The sequence below is a fragment of the Bradyrhizobium sp. B120 genome (genome assembly GCF_049075665.1).
Classification (GTDB): domain Bacteria; phylum Pseudomonadota; class Alphaproteobacteria; order Rhizobiales; family Xanthobacteraceae; genus Bradyrhizobium.
This window is the reverse complement of the sequence record NZ_CP185242.1, coordinates 7,013,919-7,037,591: the sequence shown is the minus strand read 5'-3', so window position 1 is coordinate 7,037,591 and position 23,673 is coordinate 7,013,919. Positions and strand designations below refer to the sequence as shown.

Annotated in this window: 23 protein-coding genes; 10 read left to right on the top strand and 13 right to left on the bottom strand. The window is 65.2% G+C overall.

The window, feature by feature from the left end; genetic code table 11:
* Positions 1-2: 2 nt before the first annotated feature.
* Positions 3-2,270, top strand: coding sequence for a xanthine dehydrogenase family protein molybdopterin-binding subunit (locus ACOIX3_RS32685; protein ID WP_420966090.1), 2,268 nt, complete (start codon positions 3-5; stop codon positions 2,268-2,270).
* A gap of 175 nt (positions 2,271-2,445) precedes the next feature.
* Here ACOIX3_RS32685 and ACOIX3_RS32680 read toward each other — a convergent pair whose 3' ends face one another.
* The gene (locus ACOIX3_RS32680) at positions 2,446-3,093 is read right to left on the bottom strand and encodes a cupin domain-containing protein (protein WP_420966089.1); all 648 of its coding nucleotides are present in this window, start codon (positions 3,091-3,093) and stop codon (positions 2,446-2,448) included.
* Positions 3,094-3,273: 180 nt separating this feature from the next.
* Here ACOIX3_RS32680 and ACOIX3_RS32675 point away from each other — a divergent pair, with 180 nt between their 5' ends.
* From ACOIX3_RS32675 to ACOIX3_RS32660, 4 genes are all read left to right on the top strand, one after another.
* The gene (locus ACOIX3_RS32675) at positions 3,274-4,041 is read left to right on the top strand and encodes an ABC transporter substrate-binding protein (RefSeq protein ID WP_420966088.1); all 768 of its coding nucleotides are present in this window, start codon (positions 3,274-3,276) and stop codon (positions 4,039-4,041) included.
* Positions 4,042-4,228: 187 nt separating this feature from the next.
* On the top strand, positions 4,229-4,882 hold the full coding sequence (locus tag ACOIX3_RS32670) for an amino acid ABC transporter permease (RefSeq protein WP_420966087.1): 654 nt from the start codon (positions 4,229-4,231) through the stop codon (positions 4,880-4,882).
* A complete protein-coding gene (locus ACOIX3_RS32665) occupies positions 4,879-5,610 on the top strand; it encodes an amino acid ABC transporter ATP-binding protein (RefSeq protein WP_097676801.1) in 732 nt (243 codons plus the stop codon). The genes ACOIX3_RS32670 and ACOIX3_RS32665 overlap by 4 nt, the downstream gene beginning before the upstream one ends.
* A 192-nt stretch (positions 5,611-5,802) precedes the next feature.
* On the top strand, positions 5,803-7,095 hold the full coding sequence (locus ACOIX3_RS32660) for an NAD(P)/FAD-dependent oxidoreductase (RefSeq protein WP_420966086.1): 1,293 nt from the start codon (positions 5,803-5,805) through the stop codon (positions 7,093-7,095).
* Positions 7,096-7,102: 7 nt separating this feature from the next.
* Here the strand turns inward: ACOIX3_RS32660 and ACOIX3_RS32655 are convergent, their stop codons facing one another.
* The gene (locus ACOIX3_RS32655) at positions 7,103-8,092 is read right to left on the bottom strand and encodes an alpha/beta hydrolase family protein (protein ID WP_420966084.1); all 990 of its coding nucleotides are present in this window, start codon (positions 8,090-8,092) and stop codon (positions 7,103-7,105) included.
* A 2-nt stretch (positions 8,093-8,094) separates the two neighbouring features.
* Entirely contained in the window at positions 8,095-8,496 is a 402-nt protein-coding gene (locus tag ACOIX3_RS32650) for a PaaI family thioesterase (RefSeq protein WP_420971846.1), read from the bottom strand.
* A gap of 261 nt (positions 8,497-8,757) precedes the next feature.
* Between ACOIX3_RS32650 and ACOIX3_RS32645 the strand changes: the two genes are divergently transcribed.
* A complete protein-coding gene (locus tag ACOIX3_RS32645; RefSeq protein ID WP_420966083.1) occupies positions 8,758-9,981 on the top strand; it encodes a GAF domain-containing sensor histidine kinase in 1,224 nt (407 codons plus the stop codon).
* Positions 9,982-10,450: 469 nt separating this feature from the next.
* Here ACOIX3_RS32645 and ACOIX3_RS32640 read toward each other — a convergent pair whose 3' ends face one another.
* Positions 10,451-12,040, bottom strand: a complete 1,590-nt coding sequence (locus ACOIX3_RS32640) for a gamma-glutamyltransferase (RefSeq protein ID WP_420966082.1) — start codon at positions 12,038-12,040, stop codon at positions 10,451-10,453.
* A gap of 101 nt (positions 12,041-12,141) precedes the next feature.
* Between ACOIX3_RS32640 and ACOIX3_RS32635 the strand changes: the two genes are divergently transcribed.
* Complete coding sequence (locus tag ACOIX3_RS32635; protein WP_420966081.1) at positions 12,142-12,915, top strand: enoyl-CoA hydratase-related protein; 774 nt, start codon at positions 12,142-12,144, stop codon at positions 12,913-12,915.
* 9 nt (positions 12,916-12,924) lie between these two features.
* On the opposite strand, the gene ACOIX3_RS32630 is transcribed toward ACOIX3_RS32635, so the two are convergent.
* Positions 12,925-13,938, bottom strand: coding sequence for a zinc-dependent alcohol dehydrogenase family protein (locus tag ACOIX3_RS32630; protein ID WP_420966080.1), 1,014 nt, complete (start codon positions 13,936-13,938; stop codon positions 12,925-12,927).
* 203 nt (positions 13,939-14,141) lie between these two features.
* Between ACOIX3_RS32630 and ACOIX3_RS32625 the strand changes: the two genes are divergently transcribed.
* Complete coding sequence (locus ACOIX3_RS32625; RefSeq protein ID WP_420966079.1) at positions 14,142-15,011, top strand: DUF2066 domain-containing protein; 870 nt, start codon at positions 14,142-14,144, stop codon at positions 15,009-15,011.
* A gap of 7 nt (positions 15,012-15,018) precedes the next feature.
* On the opposite strand, the gene ACOIX3_RS32620 is transcribed toward ACOIX3_RS32625, so the two are convergent.
* Complete coding sequence (locus ACOIX3_RS32620) at positions 15,019-15,972, bottom strand: helix-turn-helix domain-containing protein (protein ID WP_420966078.1); 954 nt, start codon at positions 15,970-15,972, stop codon at positions 15,019-15,021.
* Between ACOIX3_RS32620 and ACOIX3_RS32615 the strand changes: the two genes are divergently transcribed.
* A complete protein-coding gene (locus ACOIX3_RS32615) occupies positions 15,961-16,179 on the top strand; it encodes a hypothetical protein (protein WP_420966077.1) in 219 nt (72 codons plus the stop codon). The genes ACOIX3_RS32620 and ACOIX3_RS32615 overlap by 12 nt on opposite strands.
* A gap of 18 nt (positions 16,180-16,197) precedes the next feature.
* On the opposite strand, the gene ACOIX3_RS32610 is transcribed toward ACOIX3_RS32615, so the two are convergent.
* The 7 genes from ACOIX3_RS32610 to ACOIX3_RS32580 all read right to left on the bottom strand — a co-directional run bounded on the left by ACOIX3_RS32610 (position 16,198) and on the right by ACOIX3_RS32580 (position 21,939).
* Positions 16,198-16,479 carry a hypothetical protein gene (locus ACOIX3_RS32610; RefSeq protein ID WP_050401090.1) on the bottom strand — a complete coding sequence of 94 codons (282 nt, stop codon included), beginning with the start codon at positions 16,477-16,479 and terminating at the stop codon, positions 16,198-16,200.
* A 147-nt stretch (positions 16,480-16,626) separates the two neighbouring features.
* Positions 16,627-17,220 (bottom strand): MarR family winged helix-turn-helix transcriptional regulator, encoded by a 594-nt coding sequence (locus ACOIX3_RS32605; RefSeq protein ID WP_420966076.1) that lies wholly within the window; start codon positions 17,218-17,220, stop codon positions 16,627-16,629.
* Positions 17,217-18,530, bottom strand: coding sequence for an MFS transporter (locus tag ACOIX3_RS32600; RefSeq protein WP_420966075.1), 1,314 nt, complete (start codon positions 18,528-18,530; stop codon positions 17,217-17,219). Before ACOIX3_RS32600 ends, ACOIX3_RS32605 begins: the two co-directional genes overlap by 4 nt.
* 37 nt (positions 18,531-18,567) lie before the next feature.
* Positions 18,568-18,891, bottom strand: coding sequence for a non-heme iron oxygenase ferredoxin subunit (locus tag ACOIX3_RS32595; RefSeq protein ID WP_420966074.1), 324 nt, complete (start codon positions 18,889-18,891; stop codon positions 18,568-18,570).
* Positions 18,892-18,899: 8 nt separating this feature from the next.
* Entirely contained in the window at positions 18,900-19,415 is a 516-nt protein-coding gene (locus tag ACOIX3_RS32590; protein WP_420966073.1) for an aromatic-ring-hydroxylating dioxygenase subunit beta, read from the bottom strand.
* The gene (locus tag ACOIX3_RS32585) at positions 19,415-20,788 is read right to left on the bottom strand and encodes an aromatic ring-hydroxylating oxygenase subunit alpha (RefSeq protein WP_420966072.1); all 1,374 of its coding nucleotides are present in this window, start codon (positions 20,786-20,788) and stop codon (positions 19,415-19,417) included. Before ACOIX3_RS32585 ends, ACOIX3_RS32590 begins: the two co-directional genes overlap by 1 nt.
* Before the next feature lie 254 nt (positions 20,789-21,042).
* Positions 21,043-21,939 carry a LysR family transcriptional regulator gene (locus ACOIX3_RS32580; protein ID WP_420966071.1) on the bottom strand — a complete coding sequence of 299 codons (897 nt, stop codon included), beginning with the start codon at positions 21,937-21,939 and terminating at the stop codon, positions 21,043-21,045.
* A gap of 108 nt (positions 21,940-22,047) precedes the next feature.
* Between ACOIX3_RS32580 and ACOIX3_RS32575 the strand changes: the two genes are divergently transcribed.
* Positions 22,048-23,667, top strand: coding sequence for an FAD-dependent monooxygenase (locus tag ACOIX3_RS32575; protein WP_420966070.1), 1,620 nt, complete (start codon positions 22,048-22,050; stop codon positions 23,665-23,667).
* The last annotated feature ends 6 nt before the right edge of the window (positions 23,668-23,673 follow it).

Sequence of the window (23,673 nt, the reverse complement as noted above, 5' to 3'; positions counted from 1 at the left end):
GCATGACGGTTGAACTCAGTCTGACCCGCGACCCCGCCCATATCCGGCATGGCTCGAATATCGGCCAGCCGATGACCCGCACCGACGGCGTGCTGAAGGTCACCGGCAAGGCGCGCTATGCCGCCGACAATCATCCGCCCGGCATGGTCTATGCCGTGATCGCGACCAGCTGCATCGCGCGCGGCCGCGTCACCGCGCTCGACGTCGCCGCCGCCAAGCGCCATCCCGGCGTCGTCGACGTGATGACGCCGGCGCACAAGCCCGAGCTTGCCGAAGACCCGGACGCCAAGGGGAATCCGTTCGCCTTCCGCATGGAGCTGTTGCAGAGCGATAAGGTGCGCTACGCCAACCAGGCGATCGCGGTCGTGATCGCCGAGACGCTGGAAGCCGCGACCGAAGGCGCGGCGCTGCTGTCGCCGCGCTACCAGGTCGAAATCGCGCGCGTCGGCCTCGACGCCGGCGAGGCCTACGCACCGCCCGTGGTCGGGATCGGCAATCCCGCTGAAGTCCGCCATGGCGACATCGATGCCGGCATGGCTGCGGCTGCGAAGCTGACGGATTCGACCTACGAGACGCCGGCGCAATATCACAACGCGATGGAGCCGCATGCGATCGTCGCGGTGTGGGACGGCGACCGCCTGTTCATCGACACGCCGAGCCAGGGCATGGGGTTCGCACAGATGCGCATCGCCGGGCTGTTCGGCATTCCGCCTAGCAACATCCACATCAACAGCCCGTTCCTCGGCGGCGGCTTCGGCTCCAAGGGGCTGATCTCCGGTCCGCAGGTGCTTGGCATCATGGCCGCCAAGTTGATCGGCCGTCCGGTCAAGCTCGTGCTGCGCCGCAGCCAGATGTATGGGCCGGTCGGCCATCGTCCGCCGACTCGCCAGCGCATCCGGATCGGCACCGACGATGCCGGCGCGCTCACCGCGATCAATCATGAGGCGCGGATCACGACGTCGAGCTTCGACGATTTCTACGAGCCCGCCGCTGACGCCTCGCACACGCTCTATGCGAGTCCTGCGATCCGCACCGCGCACGAGGCGGTGCGCGTCGACACCGGCACGCCGCTGTTCATGCGCGCGCCGGGCGAGGCGACCGGATCGATCGTGCTGGAAAGCGCGATCGATGAGGCGGCGTTCGCCTGCGGCATCGATCCGCTGGAGTTCCGGCTGAAGAACTACGCCGAGGTCGAGCCGACCACCGGCAAGCCGTTTTCCTCCAAGGCGCTGCGCCAGTGCTACGCCAAGGCCGCCGAACGGTTCGGCTGGGCGGGGCGTCCGCTGCAGCCGAAGCAGATGCGTGACGAGAACGGCTTTCTGGTCGGCTGGGGCGTCGGCACCGCGACCTTCCCGGCCATCATGTTCCAGGGCAATGCGCGCGCGGTGATCCGCGCCGATGGCAGAGGCGTGATGGAGACCGGCGCGCACGACATGGGGCAGGGCGCCTGGACCGCGCTGGCGCAGATCTCGGCCGACTCGCTCGGTCTCGATTTCGATCAGCTGACGTTCCGCTCCGGCAGCTCCGATCTGCCCGATGCCGGCATTGCCGGCGGTTCAGGGCATACCGCAACCGTCGGCGCCGCGATCCACAACGCCGGCGCTGCCGTGATCGCTAAACTCGCCGAGCTCGCGACCGCGGACCAGCGCTCGCCGTTGTTCGGCGCCGGCAATGCCGGCGTGGTGGCGCGGGCCGGCCGGCTGCATCGCCGCGACGATGATGCGCGCAGCGAAAGCTATGCCGACATCCTGGCGCGCGCCGGCCTCGCCGAGGTCGATGCCACCGGCACCGGCGCAGCCGATGCGGCGGCGCAGTCGCAATATGCGATGCACGCGCATGGCGCGGTGTTTGCCGAGGTCAAGGTCGATCCGGAGCTCGGCCAGATCCGCGCCACGCGGCTGGTCGGCGCGTTCGCGGCGGGGCGCATCATCAATCCGCTGATGGTGCAGAGCCAGCTCTACGGCGGCATGATCTGGGGCCTCTCCTTCGCGCTGCACGAGGAGGCGGTGATGGACCATCGTTCGGGGCGCATCCTCAATGCGAACCTCGCCGAGTATCATGTGCCCGTGAATGCCGACGTGCCGCCGATGGAGGTGATCACGGTCGACGAGCATGATCCGCATGTGAACCCGCTCGGCATCAAGGGCGTCGGCGAGATCGGCATCACCGGCAGCGCGGGCGCAGTCGCCAACGCCGTCTTCCACGCCACCGGCATCCGCGTGCGGAATTTCCCGATCAAGATCGAGGGGATCGTGATGGGGTTGAAGTGATGCGTCTTGACGTGAGGGCTCCGTAATAACAGGTGTCGTCCCGGCGAAAGCCGGGACCCATAACCACGAATGTGAGTTATGGCGCGATGCTGGGGCCGCAGCCTTCTTCAACAACGCAACCCTGTGGTTATGGGTCCCGGCTTTCGCCGGGACGACGAACGGAGAGAGCGGGGCGTCACCCCGCCTGCGTTACGCAGTTCACCCACAGCACCACCGCGTTGGCATCGCGCGCCGGATTGGAGAACCGGTGTGGACGCCGGCTGGCGAAGCGGAAGCTGTCGCCTTGCTTCAGCGTCCAGGTCTCGGTGTCGACCGTCAGAATCATCTCGCCTGATAGCACGAGGCCGGCCTCTTCGCCGTCATGGGTGTAGAACTCGTCGCCGGTGTTGCCGCCGGGCTCGAGATGCACCAGGAACAAATTGAGCCGGCTCTCGCTGCCGGCGGGGCTCAGCAGCTGCTTTGAAATTCCGGTGCGCCACAGCTTCAGCTCGGCGCGCTGCACCTCGCGGGTCACGACGCCGCCGGCGCTGTCGTCTTTCGGCGTCGCGCCGAACAGCGCGGCGATGCCGACGCCGAGCACGTCGGCCAGCGTTGCCAGCACGCGCAGCGAGGGCGACGACAGGCCGCGCTCGATCTGGCTGATGAAGCCGATCGACAGGTCGGTACGCGCGGCGACCACCTCCAGCGACATCTGCTTGGTGCGGCGCAGGTCGCGGATGCGGCGTCCGACCGCGAGATCCATCGCAGGCTCGGCCGGCTTCTTGACCGGCTTTTTGGCCGCGCGGCGTGCTGTCACGGGCTTCGCTGCCGCGCCTTTGCGCATTCTCTTGCCGCCGCTCACGTCAGTCCGCTTCCTTCATGTGCATGAAAACCGCTTGCAATGGCGGCGGTTTCGTGACCACAATTTCATATTGGTGAAAATAGGCCGGAACGGCGTCGCCCGCAACACCTAGCTCGAAAAGCAGGGCGATGCGGCGCCGAGGCCAGCTTCGGGAGGTGTGCGATGTCGTTTCAGCGTCTCGTCCAGGCCGCAGTCGCGGCGCTTGCCCTTGCCGTGAGCGCGCCTTCAGGGGCGCAGCAGGTGCTCAAGGTTGGCTCGACGCCGACCGGCATCCCCTTCACCTTCCTCGACACCAAGACCAATTCGATCCAGGGCATCATGGTCGATCTCGCCACCGAGATCGGCAAGGACGCTGGCTTCTCCGTGCAGATCGAGCCGATGCAGTTCTCGGCACTGATCCCCTCGCTGACCGCCAACAAGATCGACATCATCGCGGCCGCGATGTTCGCCACCGCCGCGCGCAAGGAGGTGATCGACTTCTCCGAGCCGGTCTACACCTATGGCGAAGGCCTCGTGGTGCCGAAGTCCGACGCCAAGGCCTATGCCACGCAGGAGGATCTGAAGGGCACTGTGGTCGGCGCCCAGGTCGGCACCGCGTTCGTCGACGCGCTGAAGAAGACCGGGCTGTTCAGCGAGGTCAAGGTCTACGACACCATTCCCGACATCCTGCGCGACGTGAATGCCGGCCGCCTCAAGGCCGGCTTCGCCGACTATCCGATCCTCGCCTACAATCTGCAGCAGGGCAATTTCGCCGATGTGCGGCTGGTCGACGGCTACAAGCCCGTCACCGTCGGCACGGTCGCGATCGGCATCCGCAAGAGCGACACCGAACTGCTGGCCAAGATCAACACTTCGCTGGCGAAGCTGAAGGCCAACGGCACGATCGCGAAGATCCTGGAGAAATGGGGCCAGAAGGCCAGCGCGTCGTGAGAGCGCTTCATTCCGCCCGGGTTAGGGAAGAGCGACCCGTCGCCCTGAGGAGCGCGTAGCGCGTCTCGAAGGGTCGACGGCCACCAGCCGGGCCGATTCATCCTTCGAGACGCGGCGAAGACGCCGCTCCTCAGGATGACGGGGGATGTATTCGTGCATGTGATGGGACTGGAACACGTTTGGGCCGATGCAAAAATTCTTCCATGACGCCGTCGAGTTCGTGCCGATCCTGTTGCAGGGGGTCTGGCTGACCATCGTCGTCACCGTCGGCTCGCTCTTGCTCTCGACGGTGCTCGGGCTGGTATGGGCCTTGATGCGGGTGTCCGGAATTCGCATCCTCACCGGCCTCAGCGCTGCGGTGATCAATGTGATCCGCGGCATCCCGATCATCGTGCTGCTGTTCTACATCTATTTCGTGATGCCCGATTTCGGCATCGCGCTGTCGGCGCTGCAGGCCGCGATCATCGGGCTCGGCATCGCCTACTCGGCCTATCAGGCGGAGAATTTCCGCGCCGGCATCGAGGCGATCGACAAGGGGCAGATCGAGGCGGCGCAGACCATCGGGATGGGCTGGTGGCTCACCATGCGCCGCGTGGTGCTGCCGCAGGCGGTCAGGATCATCCTGCCGCCCTACGGCAACATCATGATCATGATGCTGAAGGATTCCTCGCAGGCTTCCACCATCACCGTCGCCGAGCTCGCATTGCAAGGCAAGCTGATCGCCTCCTCGACCTTCAAGAACACCAGCGTGTTCACGCTGGTGGCGCTGATGTACCTCACCATGAGCATTCCGCTCATCCTGCTGGTTCGGCACTTCGAGAACAAGGCGAACCGCAAATGATCGAGCTCAACGACGTCCACAAGAGCTTCGGCAAGGTCGAGGTGCTGAAGGGCATCACTGCCTCGGTCGCCAAGAGCGAAGTGGTCTGCATCATCGGCCCGTCCGGCTCCGGCAAGTCGACCATCCTGCGCTGCATCAACGGGCTCGAGAGCTACGATCGCGGCGAGATCAGCGTCGAGGGCGCGCGCGTCGATCAGGGCAATCGCTCGATCGTGGCGATCCGCACCCAGGTCTCGATGGTGTTCCAGCGCTTCAACCTGTTTCCGCATCGCACCGCGCTCGAGAACGTCATCGAGGGGCCGCTCTATGTGAAGAAGGAGCCGCGCGAGGCGGCGATCGCGCGCGGCCGCGCGTTGCTCGCGCAGGTCGGGCTCGCCGACAAGGCCGAGGTGCATCCGCCAAAGCTTTCCGGCGGCCAGCAGCAGCGCGTTGCGATCGCGCGGGCGCTGGCGATGCAGCCGAAGGCGATCCTGTTCGACGAGCCGACCTCGGCGCTCGATCCCGAACTGGTCGGCGAGGTGCTCTCGGTGATGCGCAAGCTCGCCGACGACGGAATGACCATGGTGGTCGTCACCCATGAAATGGGCTTTGCCCGCGACGTCGCCGACCGCGTGCTGTTCATCGACGGCGGCGTCATCGTCGAGCAGGGCGCCGCCAAATCCGTCCTCAACCAACCGCAGCATCCGCGCACCCAGGATTTCCTGCGCCGCGTGCTGCACCCGCTGTGATCAGTTCGTGATGCCGCTTGGTCAGGTCGTTTCAGCATTGACGGTCCACCTCTCCCCTTGTGGGAGAGGTCGGATTGCATCGTTAGATGCAATCCGGGTGAGGGGTTACGCTCTCTCGCGGGACCTGAACCCCTCACCCGGCGCCGCGCGCCGACCTCTCCCGATGGGAGAGGTCAAAACTGAGCTCTCGTCATGACCCCACCCACCCGCCTGCCGCTGCCACCGAGCCTCTACGCCGACACCGCGGTGGAAGCGACGCCGACGCCACCGCTGACATCAGACAAGAGCGTGCCGGTCGCGATCATCGGCGGCGGGTTCACCGGCCTGTCGACCGCGCTGCATCTTGCCGAGCAGGGCGTGCTTGCGACCGTGCTGGAGGCACAGGAGCCGGGCTGGGGCGCCTCGGGCAACAATGGCGGACAGACCAACCCCGGGCTGAAGCACGACCCGGATCAGATCGAACGGGATTTCGGCGCCGATCTCGGCCGCCGCATGATCGAATTCTCTTACGGCACCACCAATTTCACGCACGATCTGATCCGCCGCTACCAGATTCCGTGCGAGGCGCGGCAGAACGGCACGCTGCGCGCCGCCTACAATGAGGCCAGCGCCGCCGCGATCGAGACCACGGCCAAGCAGTGCGTCCGGCGCGGCATGCCGGTCAAGCTGCTCAACGCCGCTGAGATGCGCGAGATGACCGGCAGCGACCGTTACCTCTGCGCCATGCTCGATGCGCGCGGCGGCGACCTGCATCCGCTGAGTTACGCGCGCGGCCTGGCGCGCGCCGCGATCGGCGCAGGCGTTGCCGTCCATGGCGAGACGCCGGCGCTGTCGCTCCGCCGTGACGGCGGCCGTTGGCGGATCGAGACGCCGCGCGCAATCGTGCATGCCGACAAGGTGCTGCTTGCGACCAATGGCTTTACCGATGATCTCTGGCCCGCGCTTCGCCGCACCATCGTGCCGGTATTCTCGTCGATCGCGGCGACCGCGCCGCTGTCCGACGAGGTCGCGCGTTCGATCATGCCGGGCCGTCCGGTGCTCTACGAGAGCGGCCATATCACGGTCTATTACCGCATCGACCAGCACAATCGGCTGCTGATGGGCGGCCGCGGCCCAATGCGCTGGATCAGCAAGCCGACCGACGTCGCCTATCTGATCCGCTACGCCGAGCGGCTGTGGCCGCAGCTCAAGGGCGTCAACTGGACGCATGGCTGGAACAGCCGGCTCGCCATCACCGCCGATCACTATCCGCATGTCCACGCGCCCGCGGAGAATTTGCTGATCTCGCTCGGCTGCAACGGCCGCGGCGTCGCGCTCTCGACCGCGATGGGCGCGCAACTCGCCCGCCGACTGATCGGGGGTCCCAAGGCCGAGATCGACATGCCCGTGACCGGCATCAAGCCGATCCCGATGCACGCCTTCTGGCGCGTCGGCGTTACCACGGCGGTGCTGACCGGGCGGGTCAGGGACAAGCTCGGGGTGTAGCTACGCGCTATCGCGTTCCGGTCTCGCCCAAATGCGTTCTGAAGAACGCGATGGCCGCGGCGTGGAAGCGCTGATGAAAGGCGACGCGATCGAAGCCCGGCGCGTCGGTGCAGATGGCGGCCATCTTGGCTGTCTCCTCCGACGTGCAGGTCGCGAGGAAGGAGAAGTGCTTTGCATCCTTCACCAGGTGAAAGTCCGTTCTGGACGGCAGCCGGTCGTTGATGGCGGCGGCACAGCAGCCGGACAGACCGTCGCCATTCTGCGCGGGGTCCGAGCTCCACAATTGAATCGGGATCGTCACGGCCTTCAAATTCTCGGCGGCAAAGAACAGCACGGGAAAGGGATCGACGATGATCGCGGCCTTGATCCGCGGATCGTGGACGACCGGTCCGCTCGGCTTTTCTCCGCCTTCGAGCTCCTTGCAGGCCCGCAAGCTCGACGTCTGGCAGTTCGGCAAGCCCTTGCGGAGATCGGGCTCACCGCCGATCGCCGCGAGACCTGTATAGCCGCCCCAGGAGAAGCCATAGAGACCGATGCGTCCGGCATCGATGCGAGCTGCATCGGGCCAGCCTCCGAGTGCGTAGTCGATCGCACGCTTGATGTCGGCGGGCCGCTCGACCGTGACGGCAAGGCTGTCGGTGCCGCTGGTGTCGCGCTCGGTATCGGTCGGATGATTGATCGTCACGACGATCAAGCCGGCATCCGCAAGCGCTGCGGCCGTGTCATGGTGGCCGCCGAGCCAGCCGCGCCTTCCATGCGAGATCACGATCAGCGGCAGCTTGTCTCCCACGATCGGGCAATCGTTGACGCCGAAGAACGTTCTGCCGCCGCGGGCATCGATCTCGTGCGGGGGCTCGGCGCAGGGGTGCCAGGCCACCCCTCTGATCGCAGGCCCGTCGGGACCGGCGGGAACGTCGAAGTGCCGGAGTCCGGCGGCGTGCGTCGCAGAGACCGCAAGCAGCAACAGGGCTGACAGCACGAGGGGAGCACAACGCATGGCTATCGCTTGTCCAGAATCCGCAACTCGGCCGTGGCGCTGGCAACCGTCAAATCGTCGGCGTCGATCAGATCGGCCTCGACGATCATGTCGCGGTCGGTCTGCGAGACGACCTTGGCCTTGGCTGTGATCGGACCGACGCGCGCCGGTTTGAGAAACCGGGTGGTGAGGGTTCTGGTCACCACGGTCTTGGTTGACGGGAGCGCAGCGAGGGCGCCGAGGCCCGTGGCCGAATCCAGCATCGCCGCAAGGAAGCCGCCCTGGATCGTTCCATGCCGGTTGGTGAACAGCGGCTGCGCCACGAAGCGGATCGAGGTGATTTCGCCGTCGAAGCCCAGCCACTCGCGTCCCAGGAGCTGAGCGCCGGGCGGCACGTCTGCACTTGCATCGTTCAAGCCGGTCACCATCGTCCGTTGTTGCGGCGAAATGTATCAGCCCAGTTGCGTCCTGCAATGTCCCTCGGCGCGTCATCGCGAAAGCGTCAATCGCTGATTTATCTGCGGCGTCGGTGCGATCCGAGCTTGGGAAATCAGGGAACCAGCTTTAGATGTGGACAGCGGTCGAAGTTTGGGGCCATGCTGAGATCATTGACGATCCCCATGGTGCGTGACCCATGACCGGGCATTTTTTACGGTGTTTGCGTGAGGTAAATCCGAATTCCCGATTTGATTGCCACGGACTTGGAAGACTCGTCGGCCGCCGCGACGACAGAGCTCCCCGCTGACCTGAAGGCTGACATCCTGGCGATTGGCCGGATCGACGCAGTTCCGACCATCCTCGACGTGGTGTGCCGCAGCACAGGCATGGGCTTTGCCGCGGTGGCGAGGGTCACGGAAAGCCGCTGGATTGCCTGCGCGGTGCGGGACAACATTTCATTCGGACTGAAGCCCGGCGATGAGCTGAAGGTCGAGACCACGATCTGCGACGAAATCCGGGCGAGCGGACACGGCGTTGTCATCGACCACGTTGCCGAGGATCCGGCCTTTCGCGATCACCGCACGCCAGCGATGTACGGATTTCAAAGCTACATCTCGATTCCGATCGTCCTCGCCGATGGCACGTTTTTCGGGACGCTCTGTGCAATCGATCCGCACCCGGCGAAACTGAACACGCCGGAAGTCGTCAACATGTTCAGATTGTTCGCCTCGCTGATCGCGTTTCATTTGCAGGCGCAGGAGAGGGTCGCAACCAGCGAGGCCGCGCTGCTCAACCACCAGCAGGCGGACGAGATTCGCGAACAATTCATCGCGGTGCTCGCGCACGATTTGCGCAATCCGCTCGCCTCGATCGACGCGGGCATGAGGCTGTTGCTGAAGGAGCCGCTCAACGAAAAGTCGATGACCTATGTCGGGTTGCTTCAGAACAGCGTGAAGCGCATGGCGACCCTGATCGACGATGTCCTGGACTTCGCGCGCGCCCGTCTGGGCGGCGGCTTCAAATTGAAGCGCAGCGCCGACGCGCAATTGCTGCCGGCGCTTGAGCAGGTCGTCAATGAACTGCGCGCGGCGTGGCCCGATCGCGTGATCCAGACCGATTTCGCCATCAATCGCGGCATCAATTCCGATCCGGCCCGGATCGCGCAATTGCTGTCCAACCTGGTCGGCAATGCCCTGAAGCATGGCGATGGCAATTCGCCGATCAGGGTGTCTGCGGCAACCGACAGCGAGGGCTTTGAGTTGTCGGTCGCGAATGGCGGGGCGCCGATCCCTCCGGCGGTTATCGAGAGGTTGTTCCAGCCGTTCTTTCGCGTTGCGCACCAGTCCACCTACGAAGGCCTGGGTTTGGGCCTCTACATCGCCGCGGAAATTGCGCGTGCCCACAACGGCAAGCTCGAGGTGACGTCCTCCGCTGCCGAAACACGGTTCACCTTTCGGATCCCGCGCTGCTGATCGGACCATGCCCGGTGGCGTCGCGAGAATGCGTACGTATGACGCACCGGCCGTGCCCCATCTTCAGTGTCGTCCCGGCGAAGGCCGGGACCCATTACCCCAGATCTCAATCGTTGCGCGACGCTGGGGCCGCTATCCCGTTCATCACCGAACGCGGTGGTTATGGGTCCCGGCCTTCGCCGGGACGACGGTGGTGCGCGACGTGACAACTTGAATCGAGAACCATCCTCGTCGTCGTCCCGGCGAAGGCCGGGACCCATTACCCCAGATCTCAATCGATGCGCGACGCTGGGGCCGCTATCCCGTTCATCACCGAACGCGGCGGTTATGGGTCCCGGCCTTCGCTGGGACGACGGTGGTGCGCGATGTGACAATTTGAATCGAGAACCATCCTCGTCGTCGTCCCTGCTCCCGTGCGCAATTGCGCACTAGGCAGGGACGACGGTGGGAAGAGAGCTGTGCGCACAATTTACCCCTCCGCGATTGCATCGCTCCACGGATGAAACGGCTCGGTGGCGCCGCTGTTTGTGGTGCCGTCGCGCAGCACGACGCTGGGGCAGGCGAACTTCTTGGGCTGGGTCTGGATGCGTGCCTCCGCATAGTCGAAGCTGGCGCGCAGCGCCTCGCGCACGGCTTGCGGCAGGCGGACATCGCCGATTACGACATTGCCTTCGCTGGCGTCGATGCGTGGCTGATGGATCGCGGCGTCGAGATCCATGCCGAAATCCATCACGAAGGAGAGCAGCTGCGACACCGCGGGCAGGATGCGGCGGCCACCGGATGCGCCGGCGGCGAGACGGCGGCCATCGGCCGCCTCGGCCACGACGGGCGTGTAATTGGTCAGGCAGCGCTTGCCGGGCGCAAGCGAGTTCGGATTGCCTTGCGTCGGATCGAACCACATGATGCCGTTGTTCATGGTGAGGCCCGTGTTCGGCGTCACAAATTTGGAGCCGAAGGTCGACAGCAGGGTCTGCGTCACCGCGGCCATGTTGCCGTCGCGGTCGACCGCCGAGAAATGCGTGGTGCAGCTTGGGGCAATCGCCTCCGCGCCGAGCGCGCGGCGGCCGTCGACGTCGCCCATGTCCTTCAGCCGCTCGCGATAGGCGGCCTGCAGCGCCTCGGCGTAGGCGGTGTAAGCGGTCGCATCCGGACCGCCCTGTGCAGGTTCGAGCGCCTTCTGCAACAGGCCGAGCGTGCGCGCCATGGTCGGACCCGCGGTCAGCTCCGGCGTCGCGTAGACCATGCCGCCGCGATAGGGAATCTTGAGCGGCTCGCGCAGATGGGCGCGGAAGGCGGCGAGATCGCGCACCGACAGCGCGCCGCCGGCGGCCTGGATGTCGTCGGCGATGCTGCGCGCCAGGTCGCCCTCGTAGAAATCGCGCGAGCCCGCCGCGGCAAGCTGCGCCATCGTCGCCTGCAGCCTGTCCTGCGGCATGCGGACCACCGATTTGATGCCCCATTGCGCATTCGGCGGCAGGCCGTCCAGCAGATACGCCGCGGCGCTGGCCGGATAGCGCCGCAGATCCGCGGCCGAGCTTGCGATCATGTCGGTGGTCCACCAATCCACCAGCAGGCCTTCGCCGGCAAGCTTGACGCTCGGCGCCAGCAGGTCCTTCCACGGCATTTTGGCGTGGCGGCGATGCGCCTCCTCCATGCCGGCGACGACGCCGGGCACCGCGATCGAGCCGGGGCCGTGCAGGTTGCGGTCATCCTTGACCCGCGCCCAGGGGAACAGGTCGGAGGCGGCGCCACCGGTCAGCGGATAATCCTCCAGGCGCAGGCCGTCCGGCGCGCGCATGCCGTAGTCGATCACCTCGACGCGATTTTCCTTGGCGCGGTACAGCACCATCGCGCCGCCGCCGCCGGCGCCGCTCATCCACGGCTCCAGCACGCCAAGGGCAAAGGTGGTTGCAATCACGGCGTCGACGCAATCGCCGCCCGCTGCCAAGACCTCCGCGCCGACTTCGGCCGCCTTGCGCGACTGCGCGGCGACGATGCCGCCCTTGGCGCTGACGGCCGGCTTGCGGATCACTTGCGAGTTGGAGAACTGGTCGGACATGGCGTTGCTTTCGCTGTTCTTGTTGCGGGCGGGTCGCGTTGGCGTAGCATGCCAAGCTTGGCACTGTCAGTGCAACAAGAACCAATTTCGGGGAGCGGAAAATGAGCAGTGTGAAGCGTGAGCGGGACGGCAAGGTCGGCATTCTGACGCTGAACGATCCCGCCAGCCTGAACGCCATGACGCCGGAACTGCTCGGCGATCTCGCACGCGCCATCGGCGAGATGGGCGTCGAGCCCGGCATCCGCGCGCTGGTCCTGACCGGGGAGGGGCGCGGCTTCTGCTCCGGGCAGAATCTCAAGGCGTTCAACTCGCTCGGCGACAATATCTATACCGGCGTGATGAAGCATTATTGGCCGGCGATGCAGGCCTTGCGCGAGTGCCAGATGCCGGTGGTGGTCGCGGTCAACGGCGTCGCGGCCGGCGGCGGTTTCAGCCTTGCGATGTCCGGCGACATCATCCTGGCCGCGCGCTCGGCGAGCTTCATCCAGGTGTTCAGCCGGATCGGCCTGGTGCCCGACCTCGGCTCGACCTGGCTCTTGCCGCGCCTGATCGGGCGCCAGCGCGCGCTCGAGTTGATGCTGCTGAACGAGCCGTTGTGGGCCGAGCGGGCCAAGGAGTGGGGATTGGTGCGCGACGTGGTCGATGACGCAAGGCTGCTGGACGAGGCGAAAGCACTCGCTGGCCGCCTCGCCGATGGCCCGACGCGCGCGCTGGTCGCGACGCGGCAGCTGCTCGAGGAGAGCGAGCACGCAAGCTACGCCGATCAGTTCCGCCGCGAAATCGAGCTGCAGATGGTGATCCGCGAAAGCGCCGACGCGAAGGAAGGCCGTCAGGCCTTCGTCGAGAAGCGCAAGGCCCAGTTCACGGGGCGTTAGGCAAGCATGCTAGCCGATCGCAATCGCGATCTTGCCGAAATGCGCGCCGCTCGCCATGTGGGCGAAAGCCTCCTTGACCTGGTCGAACGCGAACACCTTGTCGATCACGGGCTTGACGCCGTGCATGCTGATGCCGTCGCACAGCGCCTGCAGATCCTCGATCGAGCCGACGGTGACGCCCTGCAGCCGCTGCTGCTGCATCACCATCAGCGGCAGCCTAGTGTCGGAGGAGGCGGGACCGGCGAGCACGCCGATGAAGGCGATCGTGCCGCCGATCTTCGTCGCGCGGATCGACTCGTTCAGCGTGCCGACGCCGCCGACCTCGACGACGAGGTCGACGCCGCGCCCGGTCAGCTCGCGCGCCTTCTTGCCCCAGTCGGGCGTGGTCTTGTAGTTGAGCGTGACATCGGCGCCGAGCTGCTTCAGCCGGACGATCTTGGCATCGCTCGAAGAGGTCGCGATGACGCGGGCGCCGCACATCTTGGCGAATTGCAGCGCGAACAGCGAGACGCCGCCGGTGCCCTGGGTCAGCACCGTCTGTCCCGGCTTGATGTCGCCGAGCTTGACCACCGCGCTCCATGCCGTGAGGCCGGCGCACGGCAGCGCCGCGGCCTCGATGTCGCTGAGATGGTCCGGCGTGCGCACCAGCGCGTGCGCCGGGAAGACCCGGTACTCGGTCAGCACGCCGTCGACGCTGCCGCCAAGCGCCGCGCGCATCCGCGCTTCGCTCGGCTCGCCGCCGAGCCAGCTTTCGAAGAAGCTGCCGATCACGCGGTCGCCGGGTGCGAAACTCCTGATCCCGGCGCCGACCGCCTCGACGACACCGGCGCCGTCGGAGACCGGCACCAGCGGAAACTTCTGCCGCGAGCCATAGCCGCCCTTGACCGTGAGCAGGTCGCGATAGTTCAGCGTTGCCGCCTTCAGCCGCACCAAGACCTCGCCGGGGCCGGCCTGCGGAACCGGCTTGTCGACCAGCGCAAGCGCGTCGACGCCGCCGGGGCCTTGCAACTCATAGCATTTCACGGGACGTCTCCTGCTGGCTGTTCTCGTCGATCTTCTTGTCTTGGGCGGCGCTCCGGGCGCCGCCGCGCATCCACCGAGCATATGTCAGGCTTGCGGCGCGTGGCCATAGCGTGCCGTGCGGCCGATCGAATGGCGCCCATGTCCGAACATGTTGGCGCTGCCGAAGAATACCGCCAATGTGCCGTGACCGAGCGGAGGTGACGATGGCTGCCTTGCTTGAGACGAAACGCAATCCGATCGCCGCGTTCGCGCGTGGTGTGTTCGGAGCGCTGCTTGCCGTTGCATTGATCTGGTGCAGCGGTGGGATCGCGGCGGCGGATGACAATCTCTACCGCGCGCAGACCGTCGTCACCGGTCAGGGCGAGCCGAACCGCATCATCGGCTTCGGTGCATGTCTGGAGGACGTCCTGATCAAGGTCTCGGGCCAGCCGATGCTGGCAAGCGACCGCAGGCTTGCCGCATACAAAGCGAAGGCCGGGGAGTTCGTCAGAAGTTTCGACTATCACGACCAGTATGCCGGCAAGCCGCATCATGACGAGCAGGGCACCCGCGACCGGCCTTACGACCTGACGGTGGCTTTCGACCAGAGCAAGATCGACGGCATTCTCGCCAAGCTTGGCCTCAAGCCGTGGCAATCGCAGCGGCCGGCGCTCGGCGTCTTCGTCGAGATGCTGCACGGCCCGAAGGACTACATCGTCACATCGGACGGGACGCAGTCCGATCTGCAGCGCGATGCGCTCGCGGCTGCGGCCGGCAAGCGCGGCATGCGCTTCGTGCTGCCCGAGACGGCCGCTCTGACGGGCGCCAATCTCACGGCCGCCGGCCTCCTGGAGACGCCGCCCGCGCAGTTAAGTGCGATCGTGGCGCCGCGGGGCGGTGAGGCCATTCTGGTCGGACGGCTGGTCTGGGATGACAAGGATCTCGGCTGGGCCACGCAATGGCGGATGGCGTGGCGCGGCAAGGACTACACATGGCGGTTTCGCGGCGTCACCTTCGATGAGGCCTTCCGGCGCGGCATCGGCGGCGCTGCGCAGGTGCTGTCCGGCAATGGCGATCCGGGACGATCGAAATGAGCTTGCTTTAGCCGGCGTAGCCGAGCGTCTGCGACGGGTACTCCCCGAACATCGCGCGGTAGTATTGCGAGAAGCGCCCGAGCTCGATGAAGCCCTGTTCGATCGCAACCTTGGAAACGGTGGTCTGCTCCGGCGTGCTTTCGCGCAGGATCGAGCGGATCGTGCAGAGCCGCTTGTAGCGCAGGAACGTCACCGGGCCGACGCCGAACACCTCGTGGAAGGCGCGGTGCAGGCTGCGGCGCGACAGCCGGAGCTCGGTGCAGATTTCCGAGACATGGACCGGGCGGGCGCCCGCGGCGAGCAGATAGTCCTCAACGTCACGTACCAGCTTCATTGCCGACGGCAGATAGCTGGTTCCATCAGGCGGCATCGACGTAACGACCGTCGCCGTCACGCAGTCGATGATCGCACGTTTCCAGAACTCGGCCGACGCCTCCGACAAGGCGTCCGGATACCGCGCAAGATGCGCGATGATTTGCGGCAGCCTGTCCGCCGCGCTCATGCCGATCGTGCGGTCCGCGCGAAAATGGTTCTTGACGCTCCATGTTTCGGCATCGGCGAGCCGCGGCTCGCCGCCGAATATGTCGGGCAGATCGGCCATGTCGAAGCGAATGGCGGCATAGGACGAGGCCTTGTGAAAGACGCCGTCATGCTCGACCGACGGAGGGATCACCAGCACGTCGGCCGGCTGCATGTCGAATGCCCAATGCGTGACGCGATCCGTGGCGTTCAGCAGCATTCCGATGATCAGCTTGTCATCGGCCGAAGTACGCTGGGTGCGGACCCCGACATTGAATGCGCCGATGCTGAGCGAGAAATCGCCGATCCCGACGTGGGACAACGTCCCGCGCAGCTTGCCGCGCTCAAGCTGCATGACCTCGACATGCGAGCCTTTGACGGCGTCGTGGAGTCCCTCGAAGCCGTCAAGCTCGCCGCTGTGAACCGTCAGGTGCTGGCCCATATCCATGCGTCCCACGGCGGAATCGTGGGCGGGATTTTTGCCGGTTTTGCCCAGGAAGGCAACGTGGACGACGGCACGGGATTGATGGGCGGGACGTCGATTTGCCAGGACCGCGCGCGCCTTGGGGACGAGATTGGCACAAAGTGCATATCGCCCCGCCGCATGGCGGGCAATCGTTTGATCTCAAAGCAAAATGCGCGGTCGTGAGCGGCTCTGCGCCGGTGGCTAGGCCGCCATCAGGTGCTCGAGCGCAACAGCCTGCTCGCGGGTCTGGAAAGCGATCGCGGTATGCGTGAAGCCCGACGAGGCCTGGGTCTGCGCGATGTGATTGAGGACCTCGGTGCCCTTGACCACGTGAAGGTCCATTCCGGGGCCGGCGGGGAAAATGCCGAGGACGACATCGTAGGCGTCGACGATGGCCTTCAACGCGCCACCCTTGTCTTCCGAAGCATCGATAAAGATACGAACATCCGCGGCGATACTACGAAGTTCGTCAAAGTCGATCACTGGAAGTCTCCTATACGCAACTCACTGATCGACTTTAGCTACAACTTGCTTACTGAAACCTAAATTACGGCCGGTTCCTTCGTGCACTCACCGCACCGTGACTCGCATTTCGATCTGCGCGATCGCCGCCGTCCCGGCCTGCCGCTGTCACGCGCCGCTCGGCGATCTCCGCTTCGCAATGCGCTTGACCGGCGCATGGGCCGGCGCGGCATGTTCGGATGGATCGGCCATGTGAGGAATGCGGTGCTCGATGCGATCAACGACACGGAAGAAGGTGTCCAGCGTCCTGGCGTCGAGGCCGGCCGTGAGGTTGCTGTGCCGGCGCAGGATCTCGTCGAGGCTGCGGTCGAGCAGTGCCACGCCTTGAGCTGTTAACCGGATCTCGCTCCGGTTCCGAGCGCTGCCCCTGACCGGGGTCAGCTCGATCAGCCCCTTCTTCTTCAGCGAGGTGGTCTCGCGGCTGACGACGGCCTTGTCCAGCTGCGCGTTGGTCCAGATGTCGTAGGCGCTGGCGGGCTCATGTTCCCTGAGAAAGGACAGCACCCGCCATTCCGCGAGCGAGACGCCGTACGCTTGCGGGAAGAACGCGTTGGCATTCGCGCGCAACTTCGCGACCAGGCTCGACAGCACCGTCGGCACATAGCGTTCGAAATCGATCACCAGCTCCGAGCGCGCGTCCTCCTGCGGGGCGCGGCGCGCGTCAGCGACTTTGGTACGACTTGGAGCAGTCCGGCTTTTCATTCTTTCACGAGGTGTGTGCGCGCGATCAAGACCAGGACCGCCGCGACGAGGAGAACGCCTGTGACCACGAGGAATCCGGTGGTGAAGCTGCCCGAAGCGTCCTTGGCGCGTCCGATCACGATCGGGATCGTCGCACCGCCGATGCTGCCGATCATGCCGACGAGGCCGATCGCTCCCGGCGCGCTCTGCCGCGACATGTAGGACTGCGGAATGGTCCAGAACACGGCCTGCGTACCATAGACGCCGACATTGGCAACCATGAATCCGATGATGATCCAGACCGGCGATGTGGAAAAGGCCGCGATCGCGAAGCCCGCTGCGGCGATCACGAAGGTCGTCGCGGCATAGTAGAAGCGCTCACCGACGTGATCGGAGTGCCGCGACAGTCCAATCATGCCGATCAGGCCGGCGATCGGCGGGATCGCGGTCACGAAGCCGACCTGCGAATTCGGCAGGCCGAACGACTTGATGATCTGCGGCAGCCACGGGAACAGCGACGCCAGCCCGCAGAACAGGCCGAAATTGCACAGGCCGAACAGCAGCACCATCGGCTTGGTGATGGTCCTGAGCACGCCTTCGGCATGCACCACCCCGGTTGCCTTGGCGTCGCGCTCCAGCGCGCCGGTCAGCCAGTTGCGCTGTGCCGTCGACAGCCAGCTCGCCTGCTGCGGGCGGTCGGTCAGGTAGAAAATGCCGACGATCCCCAGGATGATGGGCGGCACGCCTTCGAGGATGAACAGCCATTTCCAGCCCGAAATGCCGAACGTTCCGTTCAGCTCGAGGATGGCGCCGGAGATCAGCGAGGCGAAGATATAGGAGATCGGCACCGCATAGTTGAACATCGCGTTGTAGCGGGCGCGGTAGCTGAACGGAAACCAGAGGCTGAGCAGCAGCATCACGCCGGGAAACAGGCCGGACTCGGCAAAGCCCAGGAAGCCGCGGAATGCATAGAGGCTCAGCGGTCCCTGCGTGAAGGCCATCAGCACCGTGGCGATGCCCCACAGGATCGCGATCCGCGTCAGCGTGACGCGCGCGCCGTATTTGCTGAGGATGAGATTGCTCGGGATCTCGAAGATGGAATAGGTGAAATACATGATCCCGACCGCGATGCCGAACATCTCGGCGTTGAGGCCGAGCTCCTTGTTCATCTGCAGCGCGGCAAACGAGATGTTGCCGCGGTCGAGAATGGCGAGGAAGTACATCGCCATCACGAACCACATCAGGCGCAGCGCGACCTTGCGGATGGTGCTGCGTTCGATCTCCGGATCGGCGGTCACACTCGCCGCCTTGTCCATCACGACTTCGGTCATCCCAGCTTCCCCCGATTTTTGATTTTTGATGGTTGTCTTATGCCGGCAGGCAGACTTCCAGCCTGTCGCCTGCCACGCGCACGGGATAGGTCTGGATGTCGATCTCGACCGGACTGCTCAGCGTTTCGCCGGTCCTGATGTCGAAGCGGCCCATATGTAGCGGGCACTCGATCTCGCAACCCTCCAGCATGCCGTCGGACAGCAGCGCCTCCGCATGGGTGCAGATGTTGCTGGTGGCGTAGTACTCATTGCCGACGCGATAGAGCGCGATGTGGTGGCCGGCGATCTCGATGCCGTGGGGCTCGCCTTCGTTCAGCGCGCCAAGTGCGGCAGCTTCGTGCCAGATTCCCTGATCCGTCATGTGTCTTCTCAAATGCTGTAGAAATCGAGCACGGTCGGGACGCGGTCATTGACCAGCGTGATGACCTTGCGTGCGATCTTCCAGGTCTCGCCGTCACGCCTCAGCGTGTGCTGATAGCGCCCGTGGCGCAGATGCTCCTTGGCGACACGTGGGTCGTAGACGTGGACCGAGAACACCGAGTGGCAGGTGATCTCGTCAGGCCCGGTTTCGGACGCTTCCACGTTCGAGATCTGGTGCACGGTGCGCGGCAACGGCAGCGCGGTGATCGATTTGCGCGACTCGATGCGCGCGATCCGCTCTTCCAGTCCGCGGCGGGCATCGTGGTAGAGCAGCGAGACCTGCGTATCGGGATCGTTGGTGGTGGTGTATTCGTCGAGCCATCCCGGTACCCAGTAGACGGCATCCTCGCTGTACATCGCGACCCAGTCGGTCCATTCGCCGGTGTCGAGCAGGCGGGCCTCGCGGAAGATGACAGCGGCCGCGACCGCCTGAGCATCCGTTTGCTTGGTTGAGCTGTCAGCCATCACGCCGTCTCCCCCGCGGCGTGCTGCAACAGCCTGCGCCACTCACGATAACCGGGGTGGAAATTGGTCTCGCCGCCGAAACTGGTGGGGCCGAACGACCATTCGGACGCCGTTATGCCGAGCTCGCGCGTATGCGCGTTCTCGCCGTGACCGACCTCCGCAACGCCGCGCAGATAGCCTTGCGTGGGCGCGGCTGACGTCGCGTCGTAGCCGGTCTGGCAGAATTCATACATCACGTTGTCGTCGGAGCTCGCGAGCCCCGACGCGTTGAAGAAGTCTTCGTAGTTGCGGATCCGCAGCGTGCGCGCGGCGGCACTCTCGCCGACCGGCGCGAGGCAATGCGACACCATCTCGGTCTTGTCCGGTGCCAGCGGCCGCCAGGTCCGCACCTGCGCCGACAGGATGTCGATGACCTGGAGGTTCGGAAAGATCGTGAGGTTGCGTTGCCGAAGCATCCACTTGGCGCGGGTGCTGCCGACGCGCTGCCGCACGGCATCGAGACGCGCCGGATCCATGCCGAGCGGACGGCCATAGAGTTGCGTCCGCTTGATCGACCAGTTGACGGCATGGCCATAGTCGAAACTGAAGCTGCCTTGCCCTTCCTGTTCGCCCTCCGGCTCAACCGTGAAACCGGCGTCCGGTCCGGCGGTGGCATTGCGTTTCTTCAGGATATCGACGTAGGAGCTGTGGGTGGTCGCGAAATGATAGTAGTCGAGACCGTTCTCGAACTGCAGTTTCCAGTTCGCATCGAACGTGTAGGTGCTGGCGCCCGGCACGAACTCGACCTCACCGCTGTCGCTCTGGTCGATGATGAGGTCGAGGAAGGCGCGGGTGTCACCGAGAAACTCCTCCAGCGGCGGTACGTCGGCTGAGAGGCTTGCGAACAGGAATCCGCGATACGAGCCGAGCCGGGCGACCGGGAGCAGGTCGTGATTCTGGTTCGAGAACGACGGCGGATACTGCCCGCTGGCTTCCTCCGTCACCGAGATGTTGCGTCCACTCGAGTCGTAGGCCCAGCCATGATAGCGGCAGACATGGAATTTCTGCCGGCCCTGCTTGAAGGGGCAGACGATCGTGCCGCGATGCCGGCAGGTGTTGAGGAATGCGCCGACCTTGCCCTCGGAGCTCCGCATTACGAGAATCGGATGCCGGCCGATATGGGTGGTGACGAAATCATTGGGCCGCGCGACCTGGGATTCCAGGCCAATGAAATTCCACGTGGCCTCGAAGACATGCTTGAGCTCGGCGTCGAACACGTCCGGATCGCTGAAGATCCGGCGATCGACTTGGAAGATGCGTTCGCTGGGGCGGTCGTCAATCAGCCGGGAAATCTCCCGCAGCCGTGCCGCGTGGTTCTGCGAAGCAGCGTTCATCACGTCCTCCCTTCGACCTGCCCCGCCGGCTGCAAGGTGCGTTCCACGGGGGGAACAGCCGGCTTGATCGCCAATCTTGGAACGACTCTATAGTTGTCATGACAACTATGGTCAAGATGATTGGTCGACCGGAAATCCTGAGCCGGGCGCGGTGGGGCCAGGCCGGTCGTCTGGAACGGCCGGGCGGATGCAGCGAATGGGACCCGCGCGGAGGGCACCAGCACGGAATGAGCAGATCGTTTGGAGTGGCGCGTTCAGGCCTTGCGTGCCGGCGCAGTCAGGATAATCCCGTCATCGATCAAGGTGCGGCAGATCTTCTTCAAGGCGGCAATCGCTTCACGCGTTGCCCGGCTCACCGGCCGTCCGCGCGGTAGTGCAAGGACGCGGTCGGCGCGCATCCACGGCAACAGCGCTGCCGCTAGCGTACCGGCAGCAAATTCCTGGTGAATGCCGGAGAACGGCAGCAATGCATAGCCGAGGCCCGCGGCCACCATGCGCTTCATCGGCGTGCTGTTGTCGACCCGAACCGCGCAGAGCGTTGTCGATAGGAACGGGTTGCGGCTGAGCGGGCCGACAGCGGATGGCAGGGCGTCGAACTCCTTGCGGGTCAGTCTGCCGCGCTTCAGCAGCGGATCGCGCGCCGGCCCGATCAGGAACACCTGTTCGACCATGAGCAGTTCATAGTCGAGGTGGTCGTTGGGCGGCGGCGTCGTCACGATCGCCAGATCGAGCTCACCGCGCAGCAGGCGCTCGGATGCGTTTTCCGTCAAGACTTCACTGAGCTCGAGCCGCACGCGTGGAAATTGCTTCACGAACGTCTGGGCAAGCGGCGGGTAGAGGATATCGCCGAGGCTGGGCGGCGCGCCCATCCGGACCGTACCGCTGGGCTCCCGATTTTCCGTGCGCACCTCGGCCTTGATGTCGTCGATTGTCCCAAGCAGCCAACGCCCGCGCGCGAGCAGCACCCTGCCGGATTCCGTGACCGAGACCCCGCGCGCGCCGCGTTCGAGCAAGGCGCCGCCTAACTCGTCTTCAAGCTCCTTGACGTGGCGGCTGAGCGCCGACTGGGCGACGTTCAGCGTGCTCGCGGCCGCGGCAAAGCCGCCACGCTCGGCGACGGCAACGAAATAGCGAATCTGCCGCAGGTCCATGTGGGGCGCTCCATCTCAAATCGAGATGGATACCATATCAAACATATTCTTGTGAGATACCAAAAAGGGAGCAGTCTCCTTCCCAAGGATCAAACGGAGGAGACGAGGATGGGCATCGCCACCGATGAGGCACGCCAGACGTCCGTATTCATCGCCGGCGGCGGGCCGGTCGGCCTTGCGATGTCATTGCTGCTCGATCGCTTCGGCATCGACTGCGTCGTGGTCGAGAAGAGCCCGACGACAACGGATCATCCCAAGTCGCGCGGCTGCTGGGTCCGCACCATGGAGATCTTTCGGCAGTGGGGGATCGAGCAGGCGATCCGCGAGCGCGGCCTGCAGGACAACTCCGACATGTTCGTGTTCCTCGACAGCATCGCGGGTCACGAGTTCGGCCGCACCCGTCCCGAGCCGAATGTCGGACATACGCCCGCCTGGAAGAGCCTGGTCGCCCAGGATGCCGTCGAGGAGGAAATCCTGCGCGTGGTCGAGAAGTCCAAGCACGCCACGGTCCTGTTCAACACGGCCTGTGAATCGTTCGAGGAGACCAACAGCGGCGTCAACGTCACGACGCGTTGCGAAAAGACCGGCGAGGTGACGCAATGGACGGCGACCTATCTGATCGCCGCTGATGGCGCAGGCAGCCAGACGCGGCGCAACGCCGGGATCGAGATGGTCGGACCGTCCACGCTGGCGGTGATGTCGAACGAGTATTGGCGGGCCGATCTGTCGCGGTTGCCGATCGCGCGCGAGGCCGCCGGCTTCATCATCGTCCCGGACAGGCCCGATCTGCCGCGCGCCGCCATTTTGAACACCAATGGCCGGGATCGCTGGCTGACCGTGACGCAAATCGGCCTGACCAAGGACGATCGCGAGCGGCCGTGGACCGACCAGGAATTCATCGAGATCGCGCGCGGCCATGTCGGCATTCCGGATCTCGACGTCACGCTTCTCAACCGCTCGATCTGGCGCGTCAGCATGCAGGTGGCCGAGACCTTTCGAAAGGGCCGGGTGTTTCTGGTCGGCGACTGCGCGCACCGCTTTCCGCCGACCGGCGGCTTCGGCCTGAACTCCGGCGTGCAGGACGCGCATAATCTCGCCTGGAAGCTCGCCTTCGTGTTGAAGGGACTCGCGGACGAAAAGCTGCTCGACAGCTATTCCAGCGAGCGCCGACCGATCGCGCAATCCAATGCCAATTTCAGCTACGGCAATCGGCTGCGATTTGGGCTGACCGACGACGCCGTCCGGTCGCGCAACCCGGACCGGATCAGGTTCTGGATCAACGATATGGACAACCACCTGCACAGCATCGGGCAGAACCTCGGACACAATTACGAGGAGGGCGCTGTAATCCCCGACGGCACCGTCGCGAAGGCGCTGAACTCCCGCTACTACACGCCGACCGACCGGCCCGGCGCGCGCTTTCCGCATATGTGGCTCGAGCCCTCGCGCAAGACATCGACGCTCGACTGGTTCGACAAGGAATTCACCGTCGTCACGGGGCCGCTCGGCAGCGAGTGGCTGGAGGCAGGGAAGCAGGTATCGGAGAAGACCGGCTTGCCGCTCTCGCTCAAGCAATTGCCGTCAGCCGACCCCGCGGACGGATTCCAGCTGGGCATGCGCGGCGCCGCGCTGGTGCGCCCCGATGGACATGTCGCGTGGCGGATGCCGTGGGTGCCGTCGGATCCGGCGAAGGAATTGGCCGGCGCGCTCTCGACGTTGCTGCATTAGCGGAGG

What these genes read in the sequence shown, in the direction of transcription:
- ACOIX3_RS32685 (WP_420966090.1), top strand. Translation starts at nt 3, where the DNA reads ATGACGGTTGAACTCAGTCTGACCCGCGACCCCGCCCATATCCGGCAT.
- ACOIX3_RS32680 (WP_420966089.1), bottom strand. Translation starts at nt 3,093, where the DNA reads ATGCGCAAAGGCGCGGCAGCGAAGCCCGTGACAGCACGCCGCGCGGCC.
- ACOIX3_RS32675 (WP_420966088.1), top strand. Translation starts at nt 3,274, where the DNA reads ATGTCGTTTCAGCGTCTCGTCCAGGCCGCAGTCGCGGCGCTTGCCCTT.
- ACOIX3_RS32670 (WP_420966087.1), top strand. Translation starts at nt 4,229, where the DNA reads ATGCAAAAATTCTTCCATGACGCCGTCGAGTTCGTGCCGATCCTGTTG.
- ACOIX3_RS32665 (WP_097676801.1), top strand. Translation starts at nt 4,879, where the DNA reads ATGATCGAGCTCAACGACGTCCACAAGAGCTTCGGCAAGGTCGAGGTG.
- ACOIX3_RS32660 (WP_420966086.1), top strand. Translation starts at nt 5,803, where the DNA reads ATGACCCCACCCACCCGCCTGCCGCTGCCACCGAGCCTCTACGCCGAC.
- ACOIX3_RS32655 (WP_420966084.1), bottom strand. Translation starts at nt 8,092, where the DNA reads ATGCGTTGTGCTCCCCTCGTGCTGTCAGCCCTGTTGCTGCTTGCGGTC.
- ACOIX3_RS32640 (WP_420966082.1), bottom strand. Translation starts at nt 12,040, where the DNA reads ATGTCCGACCAGTTCTCCAACTCGCAAGTGATCCGCAAGCCGGCCGTC.
- ACOIX3_RS32635 (WP_420966081.1), top strand. Translation starts at nt 12,142, where the DNA reads ATGAGCAGTGTGAAGCGTGAGCGGGACGGCAAGGTCGGCATTCTGACG.
- ACOIX3_RS32625 (WP_420966079.1), top strand. Translation starts at nt 14,142, where the DNA reads ATGGCTGCCTTGCTTGAGACGAAACGCAATCCGATCGCCGCGTTCGCG.
- ACOIX3_RS32620 (WP_420966078.1), bottom strand. Translation starts at nt 15,972, where the DNA reads ATGGGCCAGCACCTGACGGTTCACAGCGGCGAGCTTGACGGCTTCGAG.
- ACOIX3_RS32605 (WP_420966076.1), bottom strand. Translation starts at nt 17,220, where the DNA reads ATGAAAAGCCGGACTGCTCCAAGTCGTACCAAAGTCGCTGACGCGCGC.
- ACOIX3_RS32600 (WP_420966075.1), bottom strand. Translation starts at nt 18,530, where the DNA reads ATGACCGAAGTCGTGATGGACAAGGCGGCGAGTGTGACCGCCGATCCG.
- ACOIX3_RS32595 (WP_420966074.1), bottom strand. Translation starts at nt 18,891, where the DNA reads ATGACGGATCAGGGAATCTGGCACGAAGCTGCCGCACTTGGCGCGCTG.
- ACOIX3_RS32590 (WP_420966073.1), bottom strand. Translation starts at nt 19,415, where the DNA reads ATGGCTGACAGCTCAACCAAGCAAACGGATGCTCAGGCGGTCGCGGCC.
- ACOIX3_RS32585 (WP_420966072.1), bottom strand. Translation starts at nt 20,788, where the DNA reads ATGAACGCTGCTTCGCAGAACCACGCGGCACGGCTGCGGGAGATTTCC.
- ACOIX3_RS32580 (WP_420966071.1), bottom strand. Translation starts at nt 21,939, where the DNA reads ATGGACCTGCGGCAGATTCGCTATTTCGTTGCCGTCGCCGAGCGTGGC.
- ACOIX3_RS32575 (WP_420966070.1), top strand. Translation starts at nt 22,048, where the DNA reads ATGGGCATCGCCACCGATGAGGCACGCCAGACGTCCGTATTCATCGCC.